The sequence below is a fragment of the Sporolactobacillus terrae genome, assembly GCF_019930545.1.
GTDB classification, from domain to species: Bacteria; Bacillota; Bacilli; order Bacillales; family Sporolactobacillaceae; genus Sporolactobacillus; species Sporolactobacillus terrae.
In genome coordinates this window covers 2,934,129-2,952,420 of sequence record NZ_CP082837.1, presented here as the reverse complement: position 1 = coordinate 2,952,420, position 18,292 = coordinate 2,934,129, and the positions used below count along the sequence as shown (strand labels likewise).

General features: G+C 48.4%; 18 protein-coding genes, 2 tRNA genes and 3 rRNA genes. 3 read left to right on the top strand and 20 right to left on the bottom strand.

Annotated features, from left to right (window positions below):
* Positions 1-183: 183 nt before the first annotated feature.
* The 5 genes from K7399_RS14160 to K7399_RS14140 form a co-directional block, all read right to left on the bottom strand.
* Positions 184-257 (bottom strand) — tRNA-Thr (locus K7399_RS14160).
* 1 nt (position 258) lies between these two features.
* Positions 259-333 (bottom strand) — tRNA-Asn (locus K7399_RS14155).
* 114 nt (positions 334-447) lie between these two features.
* Positions 448-564, bottom strand: a 5S ribosomal RNA gene (rrf, locus tag K7399_RS14150).
* A 72-nt stretch (positions 565-636) separates the two neighbouring features.
* Positions 637-3,564, bottom strand: a 23S ribosomal RNA gene (locus tag K7399_RS14145).
* Between the two features lie 274 nt (positions 3,565-3,838).
* Positions 3,839-5,389, bottom strand: a 16S ribosomal RNA gene (locus tag K7399_RS14140).
* Together the 16S, 23S and 5S rRNA genes with 2 tRNA genes alongside form the textbook arrangement of a ribosomal RNA operon.
* Positions 5,390-5,765: 376 nt before the next feature.
* Between K7399_RS14140 and K7399_RS14135 the strand changes: the two genes are divergently transcribed.
* Positions 5,766-6,524, top strand: a complete 759-nt coding sequence (locus K7399_RS14135; RefSeq protein WP_128165942.1) for a polysaccharide deacetylase family protein — start codon at positions 5,766-5,768, stop codon at positions 6,522-6,524.
* Here K7399_RS14135 and gerD read toward each other — a convergent pair.
* The 4 genes from gerD to K7399_RS14115 all read right to left on the bottom strand — a co-directional run bounded on the left by gerD (position 6,521) and on the right by K7399_RS14115 (position 9,658).
* A complete protein-coding gene (gerD, locus tag K7399_RS14130) occupies positions 6,521-7,081 on the bottom strand; it encodes a spore germination lipoprotein GerD (RefSeq protein ID WP_028977373.1) in 561 nt (186 codons plus the stop codon). The genes K7399_RS14135 and gerD overlap by 4 nt on opposite strands.
* Before the next feature lie 233 nt (positions 7,082-7,314).
* On the bottom strand, positions 7,315-8,361 hold the full coding sequence (locus K7399_RS14125) for a P-loop NTPase (protein WP_128165941.1): 1,047 nt from the start codon (positions 8,359-8,361) through the stop codon (positions 7,315-7,317).
* 75 nt (positions 8,362-8,436) lie between these two features.
* Positions 8,437-9,150, bottom strand: a complete 714-nt coding sequence (gene cwlD / locus K7399_RS14120; RefSeq protein ID WP_028983401.1) for an N-acetylmuramoyl-L-alanine amidase CwlD — start codon at positions 9,148-9,150, stop codon at positions 8,437-8,439.
* 73 nt (positions 9,151-9,223) lie between these two features.
* Complete coding sequence (locus K7399_RS14115; protein WP_028977370.1) at positions 9,224-9,658, bottom strand: DUF2521 family protein; 435 nt, start codon at positions 9,656-9,658, stop codon at positions 9,224-9,226.
* Between the two features lie 189 nt (positions 9,659-9,847).
* On the opposite strand from K7399_RS14115, the gene K7399_RS14110 reads away from it, so the two are divergent.
* A complete protein-coding gene (locus K7399_RS14110) occupies positions 9,848-10,126 on the top strand; it encodes a DUF3243 domain-containing protein (RefSeq protein ID WP_028977369.1) in 279 nt (92 codons plus the stop codon).
* 311 nt (positions 10,127-10,437) lie between these two features.
* The gene (locus K7399_RS14105; protein WP_128165940.1) at positions 10,438-10,743 is read left to right on the top strand and encodes a hypothetical protein; all 306 of its coding nucleotides are present in this window, start codon (positions 10,438-10,440) and stop codon (positions 10,741-10,743) included.
* 332 nt (positions 10,744-11,075) lie between these two features.
* Here K7399_RS14105 and rpsI read toward each other — a convergent pair whose 3' ends face one another.
* The 11 genes from rpsI to rpmJ form a co-directional block, all read right to left on the bottom strand.
* Positions 11,076-11,468, bottom strand: coding sequence for a 30S ribosomal protein S9 (gene rpsI / locus K7399_RS14100; RefSeq protein ID WP_010025254.1), 393 nt, complete (start codon positions 11,466-11,468; stop codon positions 11,076-11,078).
* Between the two features lie 20 nt (positions 11,469-11,488).
* The gene (rplM, locus tag K7399_RS14095; RefSeq protein WP_028977367.1) at positions 11,489-11,926 is read right to left on the bottom strand and encodes a 50S ribosomal protein L13; all 438 of its coding nucleotides are present in this window, start codon (positions 11,924-11,926) and stop codon (positions 11,489-11,491) included.
* A 243-nt stretch (positions 11,927-12,169) separates the two neighbouring features.
* On the bottom strand, positions 12,170-12,910 hold the full coding sequence (gene truA, locus K7399_RS14090; RefSeq protein ID WP_128165939.1) for a tRNA pseudouridine(38-40) synthase TruA: 741 nt from the start codon (positions 12,908-12,910) through the stop codon (positions 12,170-12,172).
* 15 nt (positions 12,911-12,925) lie between these two features.
* Entirely contained in the window at positions 12,926-13,720 is a 795-nt protein-coding gene (locus tag K7399_RS14085; RefSeq protein ID WP_028977365.1) for an energy-coupling factor transporter transmembrane component T family protein, read from the bottom strand.
* On the bottom strand, positions 13,713-14,585 hold the full coding sequence (locus K7399_RS14080; protein ID WP_028983399.1) for an energy-coupling factor transporter ATPase: 873 nt from the start codon (positions 14,583-14,585) through the stop codon (positions 13,713-13,715). Before K7399_RS14080 ends, K7399_RS14085 begins: the two co-directional genes overlap by 8 nt.
* Positions 14,561-15,400, bottom strand: a complete 840-nt coding sequence (locus tag K7399_RS14075) for an energy-coupling factor ABC transporter ATP-binding protein (protein ID WP_028977363.1) — start codon at positions 15,398-15,400, stop codon at positions 14,561-14,563. The genes K7399_RS14080 and K7399_RS14075 overlap by 25 nt, the downstream gene beginning before the upstream one ends.
* Positions 15,401-15,809: 409 nt before the next feature.
* Positions 15,810-16,175, bottom strand: a complete 366-nt coding sequence (gene rplQ / locus K7399_RS14070; protein WP_028977362.1) for a 50S ribosomal protein L17 — start codon at positions 16,173-16,175, stop codon at positions 15,810-15,812.
* 83 nt (positions 16,176-16,258) lie between these two features.
* Positions 16,259-17,203 carry a DNA-directed RNA polymerase subunit alpha gene (locus K7399_RS14065; RefSeq protein ID WP_128165938.1) on the bottom strand — a complete coding sequence of 315 codons (945 nt, stop codon included), beginning with the start codon at positions 17,201-17,203 and terminating at the stop codon, positions 16,259-16,261.
* A 151-nt stretch (positions 17,204-17,354) separates the two neighbouring features.
* Positions 17,355-17,747 (bottom strand): 30S ribosomal protein S11, encoded by a 393-nt coding sequence (gene rpsK / locus K7399_RS14060; protein ID WP_028977360.1) that lies wholly within the window; start codon positions 17,745-17,747, stop codon positions 17,355-17,357.
* Positions 17,748-17,768: 21 nt separating this feature from the next.
* Positions 17,769-18,134 carry a 30S ribosomal protein S13 gene (gene rpsM, locus K7399_RS14055; protein ID WP_028977359.1) on the bottom strand — a complete coding sequence of 122 codons (366 nt, stop codon included), beginning with the start codon at positions 18,132-18,134 and terminating at the stop codon, positions 17,769-17,771.
* Between the two features lie 19 nt (positions 18,135-18,153).
* Positions 18,154-18,267 carry a 50S ribosomal protein L36 gene (gene rpmJ, locus K7399_RS14050; protein WP_010024581.1) on the bottom strand — a complete coding sequence of 38 codons (114 nt, stop codon included), beginning with the start codon at positions 18,265-18,267 and terminating at the stop codon, positions 18,154-18,156.
* Positions 18,268-18,292 lie beyond the last annotated feature (25 nt).

Below are 18,292 nucleotides of genomic sequence, written 5' to 3'. Positions count from 1 at the left end.
CGGATTATTTCTTTCTATCTGACAGCATCAGTATCCCCCTTTCAAGAGGGCGTCAATGAGAAGCAATGCAGAATCGTTTTTATCAAATTTAATCAGCAATTTAGTCAGTTGTTGATTAAAATAAAAGATGCATCAAGGTCAGCCATTGGCTAAAATCCTTGGTGCATCAATGTTTTATAAGTAAGCTTCCAACTGGACTTGAACCAGCGACCCCTTCCTTACCATGGAAGTGCTCTACCGAACTGAGCTATGGAAGCATGGCTCCACAGGTAGGATTCGAACCTACGACCGATCGGTTAACAGCCGATTGCTCTACCACTGAGCTACTGTGGAATACTTAATAAAATATGTATATTATAATGTACTTTCCCATATTGGGGAAGGTTTACATTATAAATAGAATAAGAAACAGGCTGCCATACCAATGACTTCCTGCCTCTCTCAATTGCCTGGCAGTGACCTACTCTCACAGGGGGACAGCCCCCAATTACCATCGGCACAGAAGAGCTTAACGACCGTGTTCGGGATGGGAACGGGTGTGACCTCTTCGCTATAACCGCCAGACGTAAACCGGCTCTCACGAGCCTTCAAAACCGGTAACGAAAACTTCAAAGTCATTCATCCAATTGTTTGTTTTGGGTTAAGTCCTCGACCGATTAGTATCTGTCCGCTTCACACGTCACCGTGCTTCCACTCCAGACCTATCAACCTCATCATCTCTAAGGGGTCTTACTGATTAAAATCATGGGAAATCTCATCTTGAAGGGGGCTTCATGCTTAGATGCTTTCAGCACTTATCCCGTCCACACATAGCTACCCAGCGTATGCTCCTGGCGGAACAACTGGTACACCAGCGGTGTGTCCATCCCGGTCCTCTCGTACTAAGGACAGCTCTTCTCAAATTTCCTACGCCCGCGACGGATAGGGACCGAACTGTCTCACGACGTTCTGAACCCAGCTCGCGTACCGCTTTAATGGGCGAACAGCCCAACCCTTGGGACCTACTTCAGCCCCAGGATGCGATGAGCCGACATCGAGGTGCCAAACCTCCCCGTCGATGTGAACTCTTGGGGGAGATAAGCCTGTTATCCCCAGGGTAGCTTTTATCCGTTGAGCGATGGCCCTTCCATGCGGTGCCACCGGATCACTAAGCCCGACTTTCGTCCCTGCTCGACTTGTAGGTCTCGCAGTCAAGCTCCCTTGTGCCTTTACACTCTGCGAATGATTTCCAACCATTCTGAGGGAACCTTTGGGCGCCTCCGTTACCTTTTAGGAGGCGACCGCCCCAGTCAAACTGCCCGCCTGACACTGTCTCCGAACCGGATCACGGTTCAGGGTTAGAATGTCGATATCGTCAGGGCAGTATCCCACCGATGCCTCCACCGAACCTAGCGGTCCGGCTTCCAAGGCTCCTGCCTATCCTGTACAAACGATACCCACATCCAATATCAAGCTGCAGTAAAGCTCCATGGGGTCTTTCCGTCCTGTCGCGGGTAACCTGCATCTTCACAGGTACTATAATTTCACCGGGTCTCTCGTTGAGACAGTATCCAAATCGTTACACCTTTCGTGCGGGTCGGAACTTACCCGACAAGGAATTTCGCTACCTTAGGACCGTTATAGTTACGGCCGCCGTTTACTGGGGCTTCAATTCAAAGCTTCTCCCCGAAGGGATAACCTCTCCTTTTAACCTTCCAGCACCGGGCAGGTGTCAGCCCCTATACATCACCTTACGGTTTAGCAGAAACCTGTGTTTTTGGTAAACAGTCGCTTGGATCTTTTCACTGCGGCTCTCCGGACCCGAAGGTCCTTCGAGCACCCCTTCTCCCTAAGTTACGGGGTGATTTTGCCGAGTTCCTTAACGAGAGTTCTCCCGAGCGTCTTAGAATTCTCTTCTTGCCCACCTGTGTCGGTTTGGGTACGGGCACCGTTTCACTCGCTAGAGGCTTTTCTTGGCAGTGTAGGATCAGGCGCTTCGGTACTTAAGTTCCCTCCTCATCACCGCTTGGCCACAAGCAGCGGGATTTGCCTCGCTGCAAGCCTCACGGCTTGAACGCACGCTTCCATCCGTGCGCTCGCCTTACCTTCCTGCGTCCCCCCATCACTCAAACGTGAAACGCTGGTACAGGAATATCAACCTGTTGTCCATCGCCTACGCCTTTCGGCCTCGGCTTAGGCCCCGACTAACCCTGAGCGGACGAACCTTCCTCAGGAACCCTTAGGCTTTCGACGGAGAAGATTCTCACTTCTCTTTTCGTTACTCATACCGGCATTCTCACTTCCAAACGCTCCAACATGCCTCACGGCACATCTTCAATGCCCTTGGAACGCTCCCCTACCATGACCTGACGGTCATCCGCGACTTCGGTGCTGTGCTTAGCCCCGTTACATTTTCGGCGCGACGCCACTCGACCAGTGAGCTATTACGCACTCTTTAAATGGTGGCTGCTTCTGAGCCAACATCCTGGTTGTCTGGGCAACGTCACATCCTTTCCCACTTAGCACAAACTTAGGGACCTTAGTCGGCGGTCTGGGCTGTTTCCCTTTCGACGACGGATCTTATCACTCGCCGTCTGACTCCCGGACGTAAGGGCTTGGCATTCGGAGTTTGACTGAACTCGGTAATCCTGTGGGGACCCCTTATTCAATCAGTGCTCTACCTCCAAGTCTCACTCATCCGAGGCTAGCCCTAAAGCTATTTCGGGGAGAACCAGCTATCTCCGTGTTCGATTGGCATTTCACCCCTACCCACACCTCATCCCCGCATTTTTCAACATGCGTGGGTTCGGGCCTCCATTCAGTGTTACCTGAACTTCACCCTGGACATGGGTAGATCACACGGTTTCGGGTCGACAACCCTAAACTCATTCGCCCTATTCAGACTCGCTTTCGCTGCGGCTCCGCCTCTTCAGCTTAACCTTGCTTAGAATCGTCACTCGCCGGTCCATTCTACAAAAGGTACGCTGTCACCCCCGAAGGGGGCTCCAACTACTTGTAAGCACACGGTTTCAGGATCTCTTTCACTCCCCTTCCGGGGTGCTTTTCACCTTTCCCTCACGGTACTGGTTCACTATCGGTCACTGGGGAGTATTTAGCCTTGGGAGACGGTCCTCCCGGATTCCGACGGGGTTTCTCGTGTCCCGCCGTACTCAGGATCCACTCCGGAGTGTACGTTCCGTCGGCTACAGGGCGTTTGCCTTCTCTGGCCGACCCTTCCAGGTCGTTCGCCTGAAACGTACATTTGTAACTCCATGCGGAGTGTCCTACAACCCCAAAGGGCAAGCCCTTTGGTTTGGGCTGTTTCCCTTTCGCTCGCCACTACTCAGGAAATCGCATTTGCTTTCTCTTCCTCCGGGTACTGAGATGTTTCAGTTCCCCGGGTCTGCCTTACTCTGCCTATGGATTCAGCAGAGCATGCTATCCGTTCAGGATAGCGGGTTCCCCCATTCGGAAATCTTCGGATCAAAGCTTACTTACAGCTCCCCGAAGCGTATCGGCGTTCGTTCCGTCCTTCATCGGCTCCCAGTGCCAAGGCATCCACCGTGCGCTCTTTATAACTTAACCACTTGACGGAATGATGAGCGGTGAATCTCTTTGTCGGCTTGTGTCCGATTCTCGGGCACGATACCTCCTCGATCTTCTTGCTTTTCATTCGTCACACTTGTGATGAACCAATCACGAATAATCGATTCATCACGTTGGATGTTTCTTGACTTTGTTGCTTGTTTTCGTTATCCAGTTTTCAAGGTTCATGGCTGCCTTTCGGCTCGCCGGTGAAGGAATGCTTCCTTCAAAACCAAACAAAAGACCAAGCGCTCGCTATTGATCGTTTCCTTAGAAAGGAGGTGATCCAGCCGCACCTTCCGATACGGCTACCTTGTTACGACTTCACCCCAATCATTTGTCCCACCTTCGGCGGCTGGGTCCATAAAGGTTCCCACACCGACTTCGGGTGTTACAAACTCTCGTGGTGTGACGGGCGGTGTGTACAAGGCCCGGGAACGGATTCACCGCGGCATGCTGATCCGCGATTACTAGCAATTCCGGCTTCATGCAGGCGAGTTGCAGCCTGCAATCCGAACTGGGGGCGGCTTTATGGGATTCGCTTGACCTTGCGGTTTCGCTGCCCTTTGTACCGCCCATTGTAGCACGTGTGTAGCCCAGATCATAAGGGGCATGATGATTTGACGTCATCCCCACCTTCCTCCGGTTTGTCACCGGCAGTCACCTTAGAGTGCCCAACTTAATGCTGGCAACTAAGATCAAGGGTTGCGCTCGTTGCGGGACTTAACCCAACATCTCACGACACGAGCTGACGACAACCATGCACCACCTGTCACTCTGTCCCCCGAAGGGGAACGGCCTATCTCTAGACTTGTCAGAGGATGTCAAGACCTGGTAAGGTTCTTCGCGTTGCTTCGAATTAAACCACATGCTCCACTGCTTGTGCGGGCCCCCGTCAATTCCTTTGAGTTTCAACCTTGCGGTCGTACTCCCCAGGCGGAATGCTTAATGTGTTAACTTCAGCACTAAGGGGTTGGACCCCCCTAACACCTAGCATTCATCGTTTACGGCATGGACTACCAGGGTATCTAATCCTGTTTGCTCCCCATGCTTTCGCACCTCAGCGTCAGTAACAGACCAGAGAGCCGCCTTCGCCACTGGTATTCCTCCACATCTCTACGCATTTCACCGCTACACGTGGAATTCTACTCTCCTCTTCTGCACTCAAGCTCCCCAGTTTCCAATGACCTTTTGCGGTTGAGCCGCAAGATTTCACATCAGACTTAAGAAGCCGCCTGCGCGCGCTTTACGCCCAATAATTCCGGACAACGCTTGCCACCTACGTATTACCGCGGCTGCTGGCACGTAGTTAGCCGTGGCTTTCTGGCCGGATACCGTCACAGCACCAGCATTTCCTCTGGCACTCGTTCTTCTCCGGCAACAGAGCTTTACGATCCGAAAACCTTCTTCGCTCACGCGGCGTTGCTCCATCAGACTTTCGTCCATTGTGGAAGATTCCCTACTGCTGCCTCCCGTAGGAGTTTGGGCCGTGTCTCAGTCCCAATGTGGCCGATCACCCTCTCAGGTCGGCTATGCATCGCAGTCTTGGTGGGCCGTTACCCCGCCAACTAACTAATGCACCGCGGGCCCATCTGTAAGTGATGGCCGAAACCATCTTTCAACCTCGCACCATGCGGTGCGAGGGATTATCCGGTATTAGCTCCGGTTTCCCGAAGTTATCCCCGTCTTACAGGCAGGTTGCCCACGTGTTACTCACCCATCCGCCGCTCACGTCCAGGAGCAAGCTCCCTTCTGTGCGCTCGACTTGCATGTATTAGGCACGCCGCCAGCGTTCGTCCTGAGCCAGGATCAAACTCTCCAAAAAGTTTATACATTCAATGCCAGATAAAATATCTGGGCTTTACTTTAAAGTTCATTGTGATCCATAGCAAATTGAATTGATTATGGGGTTTAAAAACCCTTTATTCACGCTTGGCTTTTGTTCAGTTTTCAAGGAACATTCTTTTCAGTCACCATCAGGCGACTTAACTGATTATACGCTGTTGCTTTCTCATTGTCAACTCTTTTTTAACTCATTTTCAAATCAAGAATTAAGTTTTATGAGCGACAACAAAATTTATTTTACCAGCTATTTAGGAAATGTCAACCGTTTATTTATGATTTTTTCAGAGCAGTCCTTCGCATATTAACGAAGGCTTGCCCATACAATGGTACAAACTCGCAAGCGAGGTGGACCATCAATGCTGTGGATTATCAATGGTAAACGTTTAAAGAATATTTTACTGATCATCATTGCTGCTTTCTTTGCAGCATTAATCTTGTTTGTTCAGCGTCAGGAAACGAATGTGGATGTATTCACGCCAATCAAAGCGCACGGCGCTCTTTCTCATGTTGAGACGAATCAGAAACACCTGGCACTGACATTTGACATTAATTGGGGGGATCAGCAGGCGCCGCTTATTTTAAAAGCCTTAAAAGAGGAAAATGTAAAAGCAACGTTCTTTATTTCCGGTGAATGGGCTGAGCGGCATCCGAGTCTCGTGCGGCAAATGGTCAGGGCTGGTCATGAAGTGGAATCACACGGCATGCGCCATGAAGATTACACACAATTAGACGTGCAGCGTTTACGCTCAGATATTCTATTTGGACGAGAATCGATCTATAAAACGATCGGTCAGCATCCGGAAATGATTCGTCCGCCCTATGGCAAGGTGAATAAAGACATCCTGAAAATGGCAGCAAGTCTTAATCAACAAGTGGTTTTGTGGAGCGTTAATCCTCGAGATGAGACCAATCCCGGCTCCAAAGTAATCGTTCAGCGTGTTCTAGAAAAGGCAGGAAAAGGCGATATCATCAAACTTCATGCTTCTGATTCAGCAAAGGGCACCGACCGTGCGCTGCCACTCATCATTCGTGAACTCGAAAACAGAGGATTTCAGTTTGTTACCGTGAAAACCTTAACCGCCGATGTCCAATCCAAGAGCAAGCTCATGGATTAAGAGTCATCCTCTGACTTCTCTTGCTCTTTTTTCAGTGTTTCAACGATGGCATCGGCAAGTTGTTTCTTAAACAGTGGGGTTGCCATTAATTCGCCAATGCTTTTATCGAGCTGTTGCCGAAAGGGTTTGGTTTTCATCAGGTCAAGATACTGCTGTTGCATTTCCGGCGTTTTCAAAATATCCATCATCATTCCTTGATAACCAGGATCCTTCATCATGCGTTTCAACAATCTTTCATTGTCGCTTTCCATCGTTTTTGCCAGTTGCTCTGAAAAGTCCGGATCATTCATCAATTGCCGCCACAGTTTCTGCCCTTGCTCGGTCGTGAGCGTCTGCACAATGGTTTTGTGGATTGTTGGTTCATCAAGAACAATTGCTTGTCGAAACTCGTTGTCCTTCAGCAGGTCTCGCATCGCTTTTTTGCCGTCATCGGTTTTAAGCAGATCGAGCACCATTTTTTTATTTTCTTCATAAGATGGCTGGCTCTGCTGGCTGCCGCAACCCGCCAAATTAAACAACATAACCGCGCACATTAGAAACGACAGAATCTTCGCCATAAATTTTCCTCCCTGGCTGCCATATCATCGTTTAATATGTGTGCCTTTTGCGTTTTTATACAGGTCTCTGTTTAAATTGCGCCGGATCGTTCGATGATTGCTTTAACCGGTGGGCGAGTTGGCTATACTTTCTGAGTCATTCGCTGCCACTTGTCTCACGTTCGGTACGATTTTCAACGCATATCCTTTTAAAAATCCCCCAGCCTTTTTCTGCTGAGGGATTGGCACGCTTATTATTTTGTGGTTTTAGCGATCACTTTCCGTGCAATGGCGTCATACACCGGTGCGATCGGATCGCCTTCAAAATAAACGCCGGGTGCGAGAATACCGGGCTTCGGCTCAGGTTGCGTGAGCGGAATGCGCCCAAGCAAGTCCGTTTTTAGCAAGTCGCTGAGCTTGTCGCCGCCGCCTTTGCCGAAAACGTACTCAATCTCACCCGTTTTTTTGCTTTTATAGTAAGCCATATTTTCAATAACGCCAAGAATTTCATGTTTCGTATGTGTAGCCATCGCGCCTGCTCGAGCCGCAACAAAAGCTGCGGTCGGATGCGGTGTAGTGACAATGATCTCTTTAGAGTGCGGCAGTTTGAAGTGGATGTCCATCGCCACATCTCCGGTACCCGGCGGAAGATCGAGCAGCAAATAGTCCAAATCGCCCCAATAGACATCATTAAAAAAGTTGTTCAGCATTTTGCCGAGCATTGGGCCGCGCCAAATCACCGGCGAGTTGTTTTCTACAAAAAAGCCCATCGAAATTACTTTAATGCCGAACCGTTCGACCGGGATAATTCGTTCGTCCTTAATCGCCGGCCGCCTCTCGATCCCCATCATATCCGGAACACTGAAACCGTAGATATCCGCGTCAAGCAATCCGATCTTTTTCCCTTGCCGGGCCATTGCCAAGGCGAGATTGACCGAAACGGTTGACTTTCCGACCCCGCCCTTGCCGCTTGCTACAGAAATAAACTGCGTTTTGACGCCCGGAGAAAGCAGTGTCGGTAGCTTAACCGGGAACCCGCCTAATTGACCGATCTCCTCATTGCTGAGCACCGTGAACTGAACGCTCACTGCTTTTGCGCCTTTTTCCTTGAGCTTCGAGGAGATTTCAACCTGGATCTGCATTTGTTTCACTTTGTCTTGTTTCGACAGCGCAATTTCCAAGGCAATTCGTTCGCCATCGGCGGAAAACTGCTTGAGTGCCTTGGTTTCGGCTAGACTTTTATGTAAAAAAGGGTCTTGAACGGTTTGCAGCACGTCCAAAACCTGTTGTCGGTCCATCATCGTTTCACCAGCCCTTCCCGTGCATCTTCAGTATAGCAAGCCGATTAGAAAAAACCCAGCATTTTGAACCTCTATTCATTGATCGGAAGGGATTTTTTCATTGGTGAAATAGCGCATAATCCCTTGACTGATTGAAGATGCAGCCTTCTTCTGGTAATTAGGCTGAATGAGCAGCGCGCGCTCTGCTGCATTTGACAGGAAACCTACCTCTACCAATGCCGAGGGTGCTTCCGCCTTCTTAAGCAGATAAACATGGCCAATCGGCTTCGCGTAACGCTTTGTATTCTCCAGATTCTGTTTAAGGGAATCCTGAATGAATAGTGCAAGCTTGCGGTTTTCACTGGACTTCGGATGATAAAAGGTTTGCGCCCCATGAAGACTCGGCATCGGAATGGCATTCATATGAATGCTCACAAATGCGTCCGGATGCGTTTTATTAACCATTTTTGCCCGTCGAACCAAGTCCTGTGTTTTGTGACTTCCCGAAAAGTCATCGTCCGCCAGATCTGTATCACGGTCACGGGTCATGATCACGATCGCACCCATTTCCTGCAAATAATTGCGAATATCCTTGGTAATTTTAAGTGTAATATCCTTCTCCTCAATACTTCCGCCAACCGCCCCGCCATCAGGGCCGCCATGTCCCGCGTCGAGAACAATCACACGTCCCGCCAGCGGCGTATGCCAACTCTGACCGGTATGCCAGCTAATCAGCCATTTGGCACTGGCGAGGGTCACAAAAGCGAGTACCATAATGATGCTTCCCCAAAACAGCCATCTCCGTTTCAATTCAATCCCCCCAACTGCAAGCCCGTCTCTCTCGTTCAATATATATTGGACAAAGCCTGCAATTATGCGGGAATTAATGAAGCTTAAGCCGCCATCGTTTCAGCGAGGCATCATAGCCTTCGGACCACCAATGAAACAAATAGTTGCGGCTTGCGTCCTGCAAGTCATCAAGCAACGGTTGATCCGTCCCCCAGAAAAGCCAAAAATCATAAAAGTCATCAAACAACCCATAAAATTCAACCTTGCATCGTTTGAAGACATCAATTTTTTCTTCCCCGTAAAAGCCGAAACGCCCCATTGAAGAGCCTAACAAAAAGCTTTCCAATGCATATTCTGCGCACATTTCTTTTCCCGCTGCACCGGCAGCCGGGATCTGGACAAGATATTTCTCAAAATAACGCTGGACAGCCTCCTCAATTTTTGAAAAAGATAAATCCTGAAGCGCACGCCGTTCCGACACAACCTGCTTATGACGCAATTTCTCTCTAAAATCCATGACAACACCCAAATCAGTTCTCCTCCTTTCCTTCTTTATCATCCGGCAAGACGTCGCCGCTCAACCGTAACAGCTTTTTCCATGCCGTTTTTAACCGCTCGGAAAGTGATGGAAAACCACCGACATGGAAGAAAATGAAGCATGAATAAGAAAAATTTAGTCGGCAAACCTAAGCATGCATTTAAAAAAGGAGGTTGGGTCATGTCTCTATTGAGTAACTGGGATCATTGGAAGGATTTCCTAGCTGACCGCATGCATCAAGCAGAAAGCGTCGGTGTAAATTCAGAGGTCATCAATGAGTTTGCAACAAAAATCGGCGGATACCTTTCTGATCATGTTGATCCGAAAAATGAACAGGAGCGGCTGCTCTCGGATCTATGGAGCGTCGCCGATGAAAACGAGCATAAAACCATTGCCCGCCTAATCATGAAACTTGTTGCCAATAACGGAACAAAGAAAGAACCTGAACTCCAACACTAATAAATGCAGCCCCTGCACAGCTCGCGCAGGGGTTTTTTATAAGGTATACTGTGAGTACTACAGCGGCACGTATTCTTTAGCTTGGCTGCACCATGGCCGATCCACAATATTTTTCACCTCATGAAATCAATTCATTATCGTTCCAGCGCCTTACGACAACCACACCAAAAAACCTAACCAAATATGAGGGGATTCAATTGAGCTATAGAAAGGATTTGTTTCTCCGGATAAGAAAGAAAAAACCCCTTGAAAAGCCGGCTTTGATGTACAAAGCGCCATAAACCGGATCATTTAAGAAGGGAGCCTTCACTGTGAAGCGCTATCGGCTAACGTTACTGCTCGGATTGACAACGGCTTTGGCTTGTTATTTTGGCTACTCATTCCAAATGATGGCCTATTGGTCGGCTGAACACGGCATGTTCTGGTATTGGATCGGCGCCGTACTCTCCTATTTGTGTTCAGCAGCAGCACTTATTTTATTCTTTATTGATGTAAAAACAGAAAGAGAATTAACAGTCCTCGAACGTATTATTGACGGATGGGTTATGGCCGTTGGTTTTTTTGCCGTTATCCTAAATATACTCTGGACAACGTTCATCATCGCTTGGATGGGGTAGCTCACTTTGTTTTTCTTTCGGCGGAGAGTGAGCAGCTTTGGCTTATCTTACCCTGACTCAGCCTACTTGTATTTCTTAACGCCTAATTTCGGCATGTTTGCTCTACTAAGTGCTTCTACAAATTGTGGTGGAACTGCACGCATGGAAACCACAATGAACATTTACACTCATGTAGCCAAAAAAGTGAAAATTGAAGAAGCAGGAAAGTACGAGGACTACATGAAAAATGCAAAATCAAAATAAATATGGTCAAAATGTAGTCACAAACCCATTTTTAAGCATCAAAAAAGCCCCTTTCGATTGCTCGAAAAGGGGCTTGAAACGTTGATAGATCAGCGTTTTGAGAACTGTGGTGCGCGACGTGCGCCTTTGAGTCCGTATTTCTTACGTTCTTTCATTCTTGGGTCACGTGTCAGGAAACCGGCTTTTTTGAGAACAGCGCGGTATTCCGGATCAGCTTCCAGCAGGGCGCGGGCAACTCCGTGACGGATTGCGCCGGCTTGGCCTGTGAAGCCGCCGCCTTCAACGTTAACGAGAACATCATATCTGCCTTCAGTTTCTGTTGCAACGAGCGGTTGCTTTAGAATCGTGCGCAGTGTTTCGAGATTAAAGAATTCAGCGTCGCTACGACCGTTGATAACTACTTTTCCTTCGCCAGGTACGAGACGTACACGAGCGACGGAGCTTTTACGACGTCCGGTGCCATAGTATTGTACTTGTGCCATGATTTATTTTCCCTCCCTGATCAACCGCGAAGCTCGTAAGCTTCTGGTTTTTGTGCGGCGTGCGGATGTTGCCCGCCTTCATAAACATGCAGTTTCGTAAACATTTGACGTCCGAGTCTGTTGTGCGGCAGCATGCCTTTGATCGTCCGTTCGAGCATTGCGCGAGCACGGGTTGCACGCATATCTTGCGCAGAACGTGCTTTGATACCGCCCGGGAAACCGGTGTGGTGAATGTATTTTTTTGACAGCAATTTCTTGCCGGTTAATTCGATCTTTTCCGCATTGATGATGATGACATGATCGCCACAATCAACATGAGGTGTAAACGTTGGTTTTGTTTTCCCACGCAGAATGGCTGCCACTTCACTTGCTAAGCGGCCGAGCGTTTGACCTTCAGCGTCAACAACGAGCCATTTGCGCTCAACTGTAGCCGCATTGGCCATATAAGTTGTACGCACTTTATTTTCCTCCTCGAACAATTCCATTTTCATTGTTCAAGTGCGACCCACAACCGCACTTGATTTGAGAGTTTCCTCTCTCACCGTTTCATTTATCTATTTGAGCCAATATTTTTGGGGCTAATAGTGGTCAAATTAGAAATGCCGAAGTATATAATATAATACCTGGCTTCTAATGTCAAGCACGCACAGCACTTTGCATGCGGTCCGGTGAATTTTGATTTATCTGCTCGATTCCATGCACTAATAAGTGACCTTCCACAGGGTCAGACCTTGCGGCGGTGCTGTAGCCGATGCAGCCTGACGGTCGCCGCCGGCAATAATCTCGGCAATGCGTTCCGGTGCCATTTGATGTTTCCCGACATCGAGCAAGGTGCCGGTGATGATCCGTACCATCTGATACAGAAAACCACTGCCCACCACACGAATGACTGTTTCATCATCTTTTTCTTGCCGCACCGATAAATGAAAAATCGTACGCACTTTATCCTTCACATCCGTGTTTGCAGCACAGAAGCAGGAGAAATCATGGGTTCCGACAATCACTTCGGCCGCTTGATTCATCGCTTCCAGATCAAGCGGCTGCGCCACATGCGCGGTGTAGGCTCTGCGAAACAGATCGGGTTCCGGCCGCGTCAGCAACCGATAGCGATACTCCTTCTGCTTCACATCATAACGGGCATGGAAGGTTTCCGGTACGGCTTCAGCATGACGCACATAAATATCGTCAGGAAGCAGACTGTTTAAGGCCATCGGCCAGCGCTCAAGTGGTATCCTGAGCGGGGATTCAAAATGAAACACTTGCCCATAGGCATGTACGCCGGCATCGGTTCGTCCTGACGCAACAATTTTGGTCGTGCTGCCTTGATGCATCCGTGCCAGTGCAGCCTGAATCTCTCGCTGAACCGTCCGCTTCTGCGGCTGCACCTGATAGCCATGAAATTGCGATCCGTCGTAAGCAACGGTACATTTGATCTTGGTCATTCAATCACCCATCACTCAATATCTTGCAAGAATTAACAAAACAGCCAGTAGCAGAACTGCAGCCAAAAGCAGTGTATCCCGCCAGTCCCATTTCAACTGGTGCAGCTTCGTACGTCCGAAATCGCCATGATAGCCCCGCGCTTCCATCGCCATTGCCAAGTCCTCCGCACGTTTAAACGCTCCGACAAAGAGCGGCACAAGCAGCGGCACAATCGCCTTCACTCGGCTTTTCAAAGAGCCTGACGTAAAATCAGAGCCCCTTGCCGACTGCGCTTTGATGATTTTCTCCGTTTCTTCAAGCAGCGTCGGAATAAAGCGCAGCGAGATCGACATCATCAGCGCAAATTCATGGACCGGCACTTTGATCTTCTTCAATGGATTAAGCAGGCTTTCCATGCCATCGGTAATTTCGATTGGCGATGTGGTAAGCGTCAATAGGGTGGTAACAACGATGATGACTAAGATGCGAATCGCGATAAAGATCGATTGGAGCAATCCTGCCGAAGTCACACGCAGAAACCCCCAGCTGAAGAGTACGGTCCCTCCGGAGGACAAAAATAAATTTAAAAGAAAAGTAATCAGCACAATAATAAAAACAGAACGCAGCCCTCTATAAATAAACGAGACATTTAGCCGTGACAAAGCAATCCCTAAAAAGCAAAAAAGCACCATTAATGCGTTCGTGACCCAATTGTTCGCCAAGAATACAATAATGACAAAGAGAAAGACGCTAATCAGCTTCGAGCGAGGATCAAGGCGATGAATATATGAATCTGCCGGCACGTACTGGCCGATAACAAGATTAAACATGGTCTCTCACCCCATTTAACAGGTTAACCACTGCATCTGCCGCTTCGTCAATGGTAAACGCAGGAATCGTTCTCGCTTCGCCGGCTCTCTCCAGCAGCTTGTTTAAAAAAGTCATTGTCTCCGGAAGATCAAGCCCGGCTGCCCGAAGCTTTTCTTTCTGAATAAAGACATCTTTCGGCGTACCGATGATCAGCGGCTTGCCGCCCTTCATCGCAACCACTTGATCGGATAAAACGGCTGCATCATCCATGCTATGCGTCACCATGATAATGGTAAGATGCTGGCGCTCATGCAGCGATTTAAATAGGCCAAGAATTTCTTGACGCCCTTTAGGATCGAGTCCTGCTGTCGGTTCGTCCAAAATGACCGCTTGCGGACGAACCGCCAAAACACCGGCAATGGCCACCCGTCTCATTTGACCGCCGCTCAAGTCAAACGGCGATCGATGCCATAATGAAGCAGGCAGACCAACCATCTGCAGACTCTCTTCAGCCCGTTTGATCGCTTCGGATTCTGAAATACCGAAATTCATCGGACCAAAACATACATCTTTGATAATCGTTTCTTCAAAAAGCTGATGCTCCGGGTACTGGAAGACAAAGCCGACCTTCTCTCGCAATGATTTCAAGTCCTGCTTCTTTGCGCCTGCTTTAATCACAACATCACCAACGGTTATTGTCCCCTTGGAAGGCTTCAACAAACCGTTGATATGCTGCACCAATGTCGATTTTCCGGAACCGGTATGACCAATAATTGAGGTGAACGAACCGGACGGGATATGCAGACTGACGTCATCAAGCGCCAGTTTCTCAAACGGTGTCTTGCTGCCGTAGACGTGGGTCACATGTTCGAATGTAATGTCCATAGTTCATCCACCAACTCTTCCTGAAATAATGCAGTGTCCGATAATGGTACACCTTTAGCACGCAGCGCATTGCGCATTTTAATCGCAAACGGCAAATCGAGCCCGACTTTGTGCAGCAGTTCTGTTGATTTAAAGATTTCCCGCGGCGTCCCTTCGCGAATCATTTCCCCATCGCTCATGACCAGCAATCGATCCGAGTGAATCGCTTCTTCCAAATCATGAGTAATCGAAATAACGGTTAGATGCTGCTCTTTATTCAGCGCACGCACCGTCTTTATAATTTCTTTTCTTCCCTCAGGGTCAAGCATTGATGTGGCTTCATCCATGATAATGATCAGCGGCTGAAGCGCAACAATACCGGCAATCGCTACCCGCTGCTTTTGCCCCCCGGAAAGCCGATGCGGCTCACTTTGAGCAAACGCCGACATTTTGACGAGATCCAGCGCTTCCACCAACCTCTTTTTCATGACATCACGCGGCAGTCCATGATTCTCCATGCCAAAGGCAACATCATCTTGGACGGTTGCTCCGACGAACTGATTATCCGGATTTTGAAAGACCATACCTACAGCGCGACGAATTGCCCATATCTTTTCTTCATCGGAGGTGAGTAACCCAGCGACCTTAACGGTTCCCTTTTGTGGGAGAATCAAGCCGTTCAAACATTTCGCTAAGGTCGACTTTCCAGAACCATTATGTCCGACAATCGACAGCCACTCGCCTTTGTTCACGGTGAAATTGATTTTTTTCAATACATCGGGTTGTTCTTCTGCATAGTGATAGGATAGATCATGCACGTCAATGATTTTTTCCATGTACTTGCCTCCACTCCTCTCTGCCGCAGCCATATCTGCAGGCTACTGCACGCAATCAAGCTGCTCTCTTTCTCATCTCAGCTCATATGATCAAGAAAAACACTATTGAAAATAAGTATAAAGGACATGCGCTCATTTTTAAATGAGTAACTTTTTCATAGTCCTGCAGTCGCTCACTTGCCGCGGGCAGTCCAGGAGCCTCCTCAGACAGGCAGGAATCTGCGGGGTCTCCCTTGGCCTGCTCTCCTGCAGGCGCCAGAGCGCTTACGCGTCTCACAAACTGACTTATTGATGTAATAACACTAATCGTTATACCAGCAAGGCAGGATCATAAACGATCTTTACCTGTAAAAAAAAGCAGAAATCCAAGTTCTTTAGAACCCGGCTTTCTGCCTCTGGAAGTGCTTGATTATTTAACCAGCTCGATGATTGCCAATTCAGCACCATCGCCTTTGCGCGGGCCAACTTTCAGGATGCGTGTATAGCCGCCCTGACGTTCTGCATAGCGTTCTGCAACTTCATCAAACAGTTTCTGAACTGCATTCTTACCTGCTTCTTGATCAGCAACTTCATTGCGAATGAAGGCTGCTGCCTGACGACGTGCATGCAAGTCGCCGCGTTTCGCGAGCGTAATCATTTTCTCAACGATCGGGCGAAGCGCCTTGGCTTTGGAATGCGTGGTCTGAATACGTTCGTTAATAATCAAGTCGGTCGCTAGATCGCGGAACAGCGCCTTCCTCGCAGCTGAATCCCGGCCTAATTTTGCATATGCCATTTACTTTTTACCCCCTTTATTGCTTGTCTTCAATCTTTCTTTTTTGCGCAAAAAAGAAAAATAATCCCTTGTCTATTTACGAGTTACTCTTCAATTCTTAGTCCGAGACCAAGATCCTGGAGCTTTTCTTCAACTTCTTCAAGAGATTTGCGTCCAAGATTACGAACCTTCATCATGTCTTCTTCACTCTTTTGGGTCAGTTCTTGAACGGTATTGATTCCAGCGCGTTTCAGGCAATTGTAAGAACGTACGGAAAGATCCAGCTCTTCAATCGTCATTTCAAGCACTTTTTCCTTCTTATCTTCTTCTTTTTCGATCATGATCTCCGCTTTTTGCGCTTGATCAGTCAGTCCGACGAAGATATTCAGATGTTCGGTCAGAATTTTGGCACCCAGAGAAACTGCTTCTTCAGGACGAATGCTTCCATCGGTCCAAACATCGATCGTTAGTTTGTCGAAATTAGCAAACTGACCAACTCTGGTTTTTTCCACTTGATAATTTACACGCGTAATTGGCGTGTAAATCGAATCAATAGGAATTACGGCAATTGGAAGATCCTCGGATTTGTTTCCTTCAGCAGGAACATAGCCGCGGCCCTTCTTGGCAATCATTCGCAGGTGAAAATGAGCACCTTCATCAAGTGTCGCAATTTCCAATTCAGGATTTAATATTTCCACGTCACTGTCATGGATAATATCAGCAGCCGTCACTTTCCCCGGTCTCTGAACGTCAATTTCCAATGTCTTGTCTTCATCTGAATAGATTTTCAAGCAGAGCTTTTTAATATTCAAGATGATCGCCGTAACATCTTCCACAACGCCTTCAATGGTGGAAAATTCATGAAGCACAGTATCAAACTGTACCGTCGTTACAGCCGCGCCTGGGAGGGATGAAAGTAAAATTCGACGTAAAGAATTCCCCAGAGTCGTGCCGTATCCGCGTTCGAGCGGTTCAACAACAAACTTGCCATAGCTTCCATCGTCTGCTATTTCAACCGTGTCGATCTTTGGCTTTTCGATCTCAATCATTAACAAAGAACCCTCCTTTAAGACGTCGATACTTCGTGCAGCACACGCTTTCCGAAACGAATGGACGCTTCATGAGCATTGGTGCTTCTCAGTTCGGTGTACACGTTTATTTATAGTTGCATTATTAACAGATTAATAGCGAGCTATACAATCAAACGCGGCGACGTTTTGGAGGACGGCAGCCGTTATGCGGTACCGGGGTAACGTCGCGGATTGCGGTCACTTCAAGGCCTACTGCCTGAAGTGCGCGAATTGCTGCTTCACGACCTGCGCCCGGTCCTTTAACAGAAACTTCAATGGTCTTCATGCCGCTGTCCAGCGCACTTTTGCCCGCAGCTTCTGCTGCAGTTTGTGCCGCAAAGGGCGTTGACTTTCTAGAGCCTTTGAAACCAAGACCGCCTGCACTTGCCCAAGCAATGGCATTACCGTGCGGATCGGTAATCGTCACAATCGTGTTATTGAATGTTGAACGGATGTGTGCCACCCCGTTCTCAACATTTCTTTTAATCCTGCGCTTGCGCGTACGTTGTTGTGCTTTAGCCATAAATGTTTAACCCTCCTTTACTTATTTCTTTTTCCCAGCGATCGTACGCTTAGGACCCTTGCGCGTACGTGAGTTGTTTTTCGTATTTTGACCGCGAACCGGCAGTCCTCTGCGGTGGCGAATCCCTCTATATGAACCAATTTCAATGAGTCGTTTGATGTTGAGCGAAACTTCGCGGCGAAGGTCACCTTCGACCCGGTAGTGGTCGACTACTTCGCGGATGCGTGTTTGTTCTTCTTCCGTTAAATCGCGAACACGTGTATCTTCAGAAACATTTGCCTCAGCCAAGATCTTCTTTGCAGTAGTCAAGCCGACACCATAAATGTAAGTCAGCGAAATGACCACGCGTTTGTCTCTTGGAATATCAATCCCTGCAATACGAGCCATGCGTCAGAGCACCTCCTTCTTAACCTTGTCTTTGTTTATGTTTTGGATTTTCACAAATCACCATGACAACACCTTTACGGCGGACAATCTTGCACTTTTCACACATCTTTTTGACAGATGGTCTTACCTTCATTATTGAACCCTCCTTCTTGCACCGC

What these genes read in the sequence shown, in the direction of transcription:
- K7399_RS14135 (WP_128165942.1), top strand. Translation starts at nt 5,766, where the DNA reads ATGCTGTGGATTATCAATGGTAAACGTTTAAAGAATATTTTACTGATC.
- gerD (WP_028977373.1), bottom strand. Translation starts at nt 7,081, where the DNA reads ATGGCGAAGATTCTGTCGTTTCTAATGTGCGCGGTTATGTTGTTTAAT.
- K7399_RS14125 (WP_128165941.1), bottom strand. Translation starts at nt 8,361, where the DNA reads ATGATGGACCGACAACAGGTTTTGGACGTGCTGCAAACCGTTCAAGAC.
- K7399_RS14110 (WP_028977369.1), top strand. Translation starts at nt 9,848, where the DNA reads ATGTCTCTATTGAGTAACTGGGATCATTGGAAGGATTTCCTAGCTGAC.
- rpsI (WP_010025254.1), bottom strand. Translation starts at nt 11,468, where the DNA reads ATGGCACAAGTACAATACTATGGCACCGGACGTCGTAAAAGCTCCGTC.
- truA (WP_128165939.1), bottom strand. Translation starts at nt 12,910, where the DNA reads ATGACCAAGATCAAATGTACCGTTGCTTACGACGGATCGCAATTTCAT.
- K7399_RS14085 (WP_028977365.1), bottom strand. Translation starts at nt 13,720, where the DNA reads ATGTTTAATCTTGTTATCGGCCAGTACGTGCCGGCAGATTCATATATT.
- K7399_RS14080 (WP_028983399.1), bottom strand. Translation starts at nt 14,585, where the DNA reads ATGGACATTACATTCGAACATGTGACCCACGTCTACGGCAGCAAGACA.
- K7399_RS14075 (WP_028977363.1), bottom strand. Translation starts at nt 15,400, where the DNA reads ATGGAAAAAATCATTGACGTGCATGATCTATCCTATCACTATGCAGAA.
- rplQ (WP_028977362.1), bottom strand. Translation starts at nt 16,175, where the DNA reads ATGGCATATGCAAAATTAGGCCGGGATTCAGCTGCGAGGAAGGCGCTG.
- K7399_RS14065 (WP_128165938.1), bottom strand. Translation starts at nt 17,203, where the DNA reads ATGATTGAGATCGAAAAGCCAAAGATCGACACGGTTGAAATAGCAGAC.
- rpsK (WP_028977360.1), bottom strand. Translation starts at nt 17,747, where the DNA reads ATGGCTAAAGCACAACAACGTACGCGCAAGCGCAGGATTAAAAGAAAT.
- rpsM (WP_028977359.1), bottom strand. Translation starts at nt 18,134, where the DNA reads ATGGCTCGTATTGCAGGGATTGATATTCCAAGAGACAAACGCGTGGTC.
- rpmJ (WP_010024581.1), bottom strand. Translation starts at nt 18,267, where the DNA reads ATGAAGGTAAGACCATCTGTCAAAAAGATGTGTGAAAAGTGCAAGATT.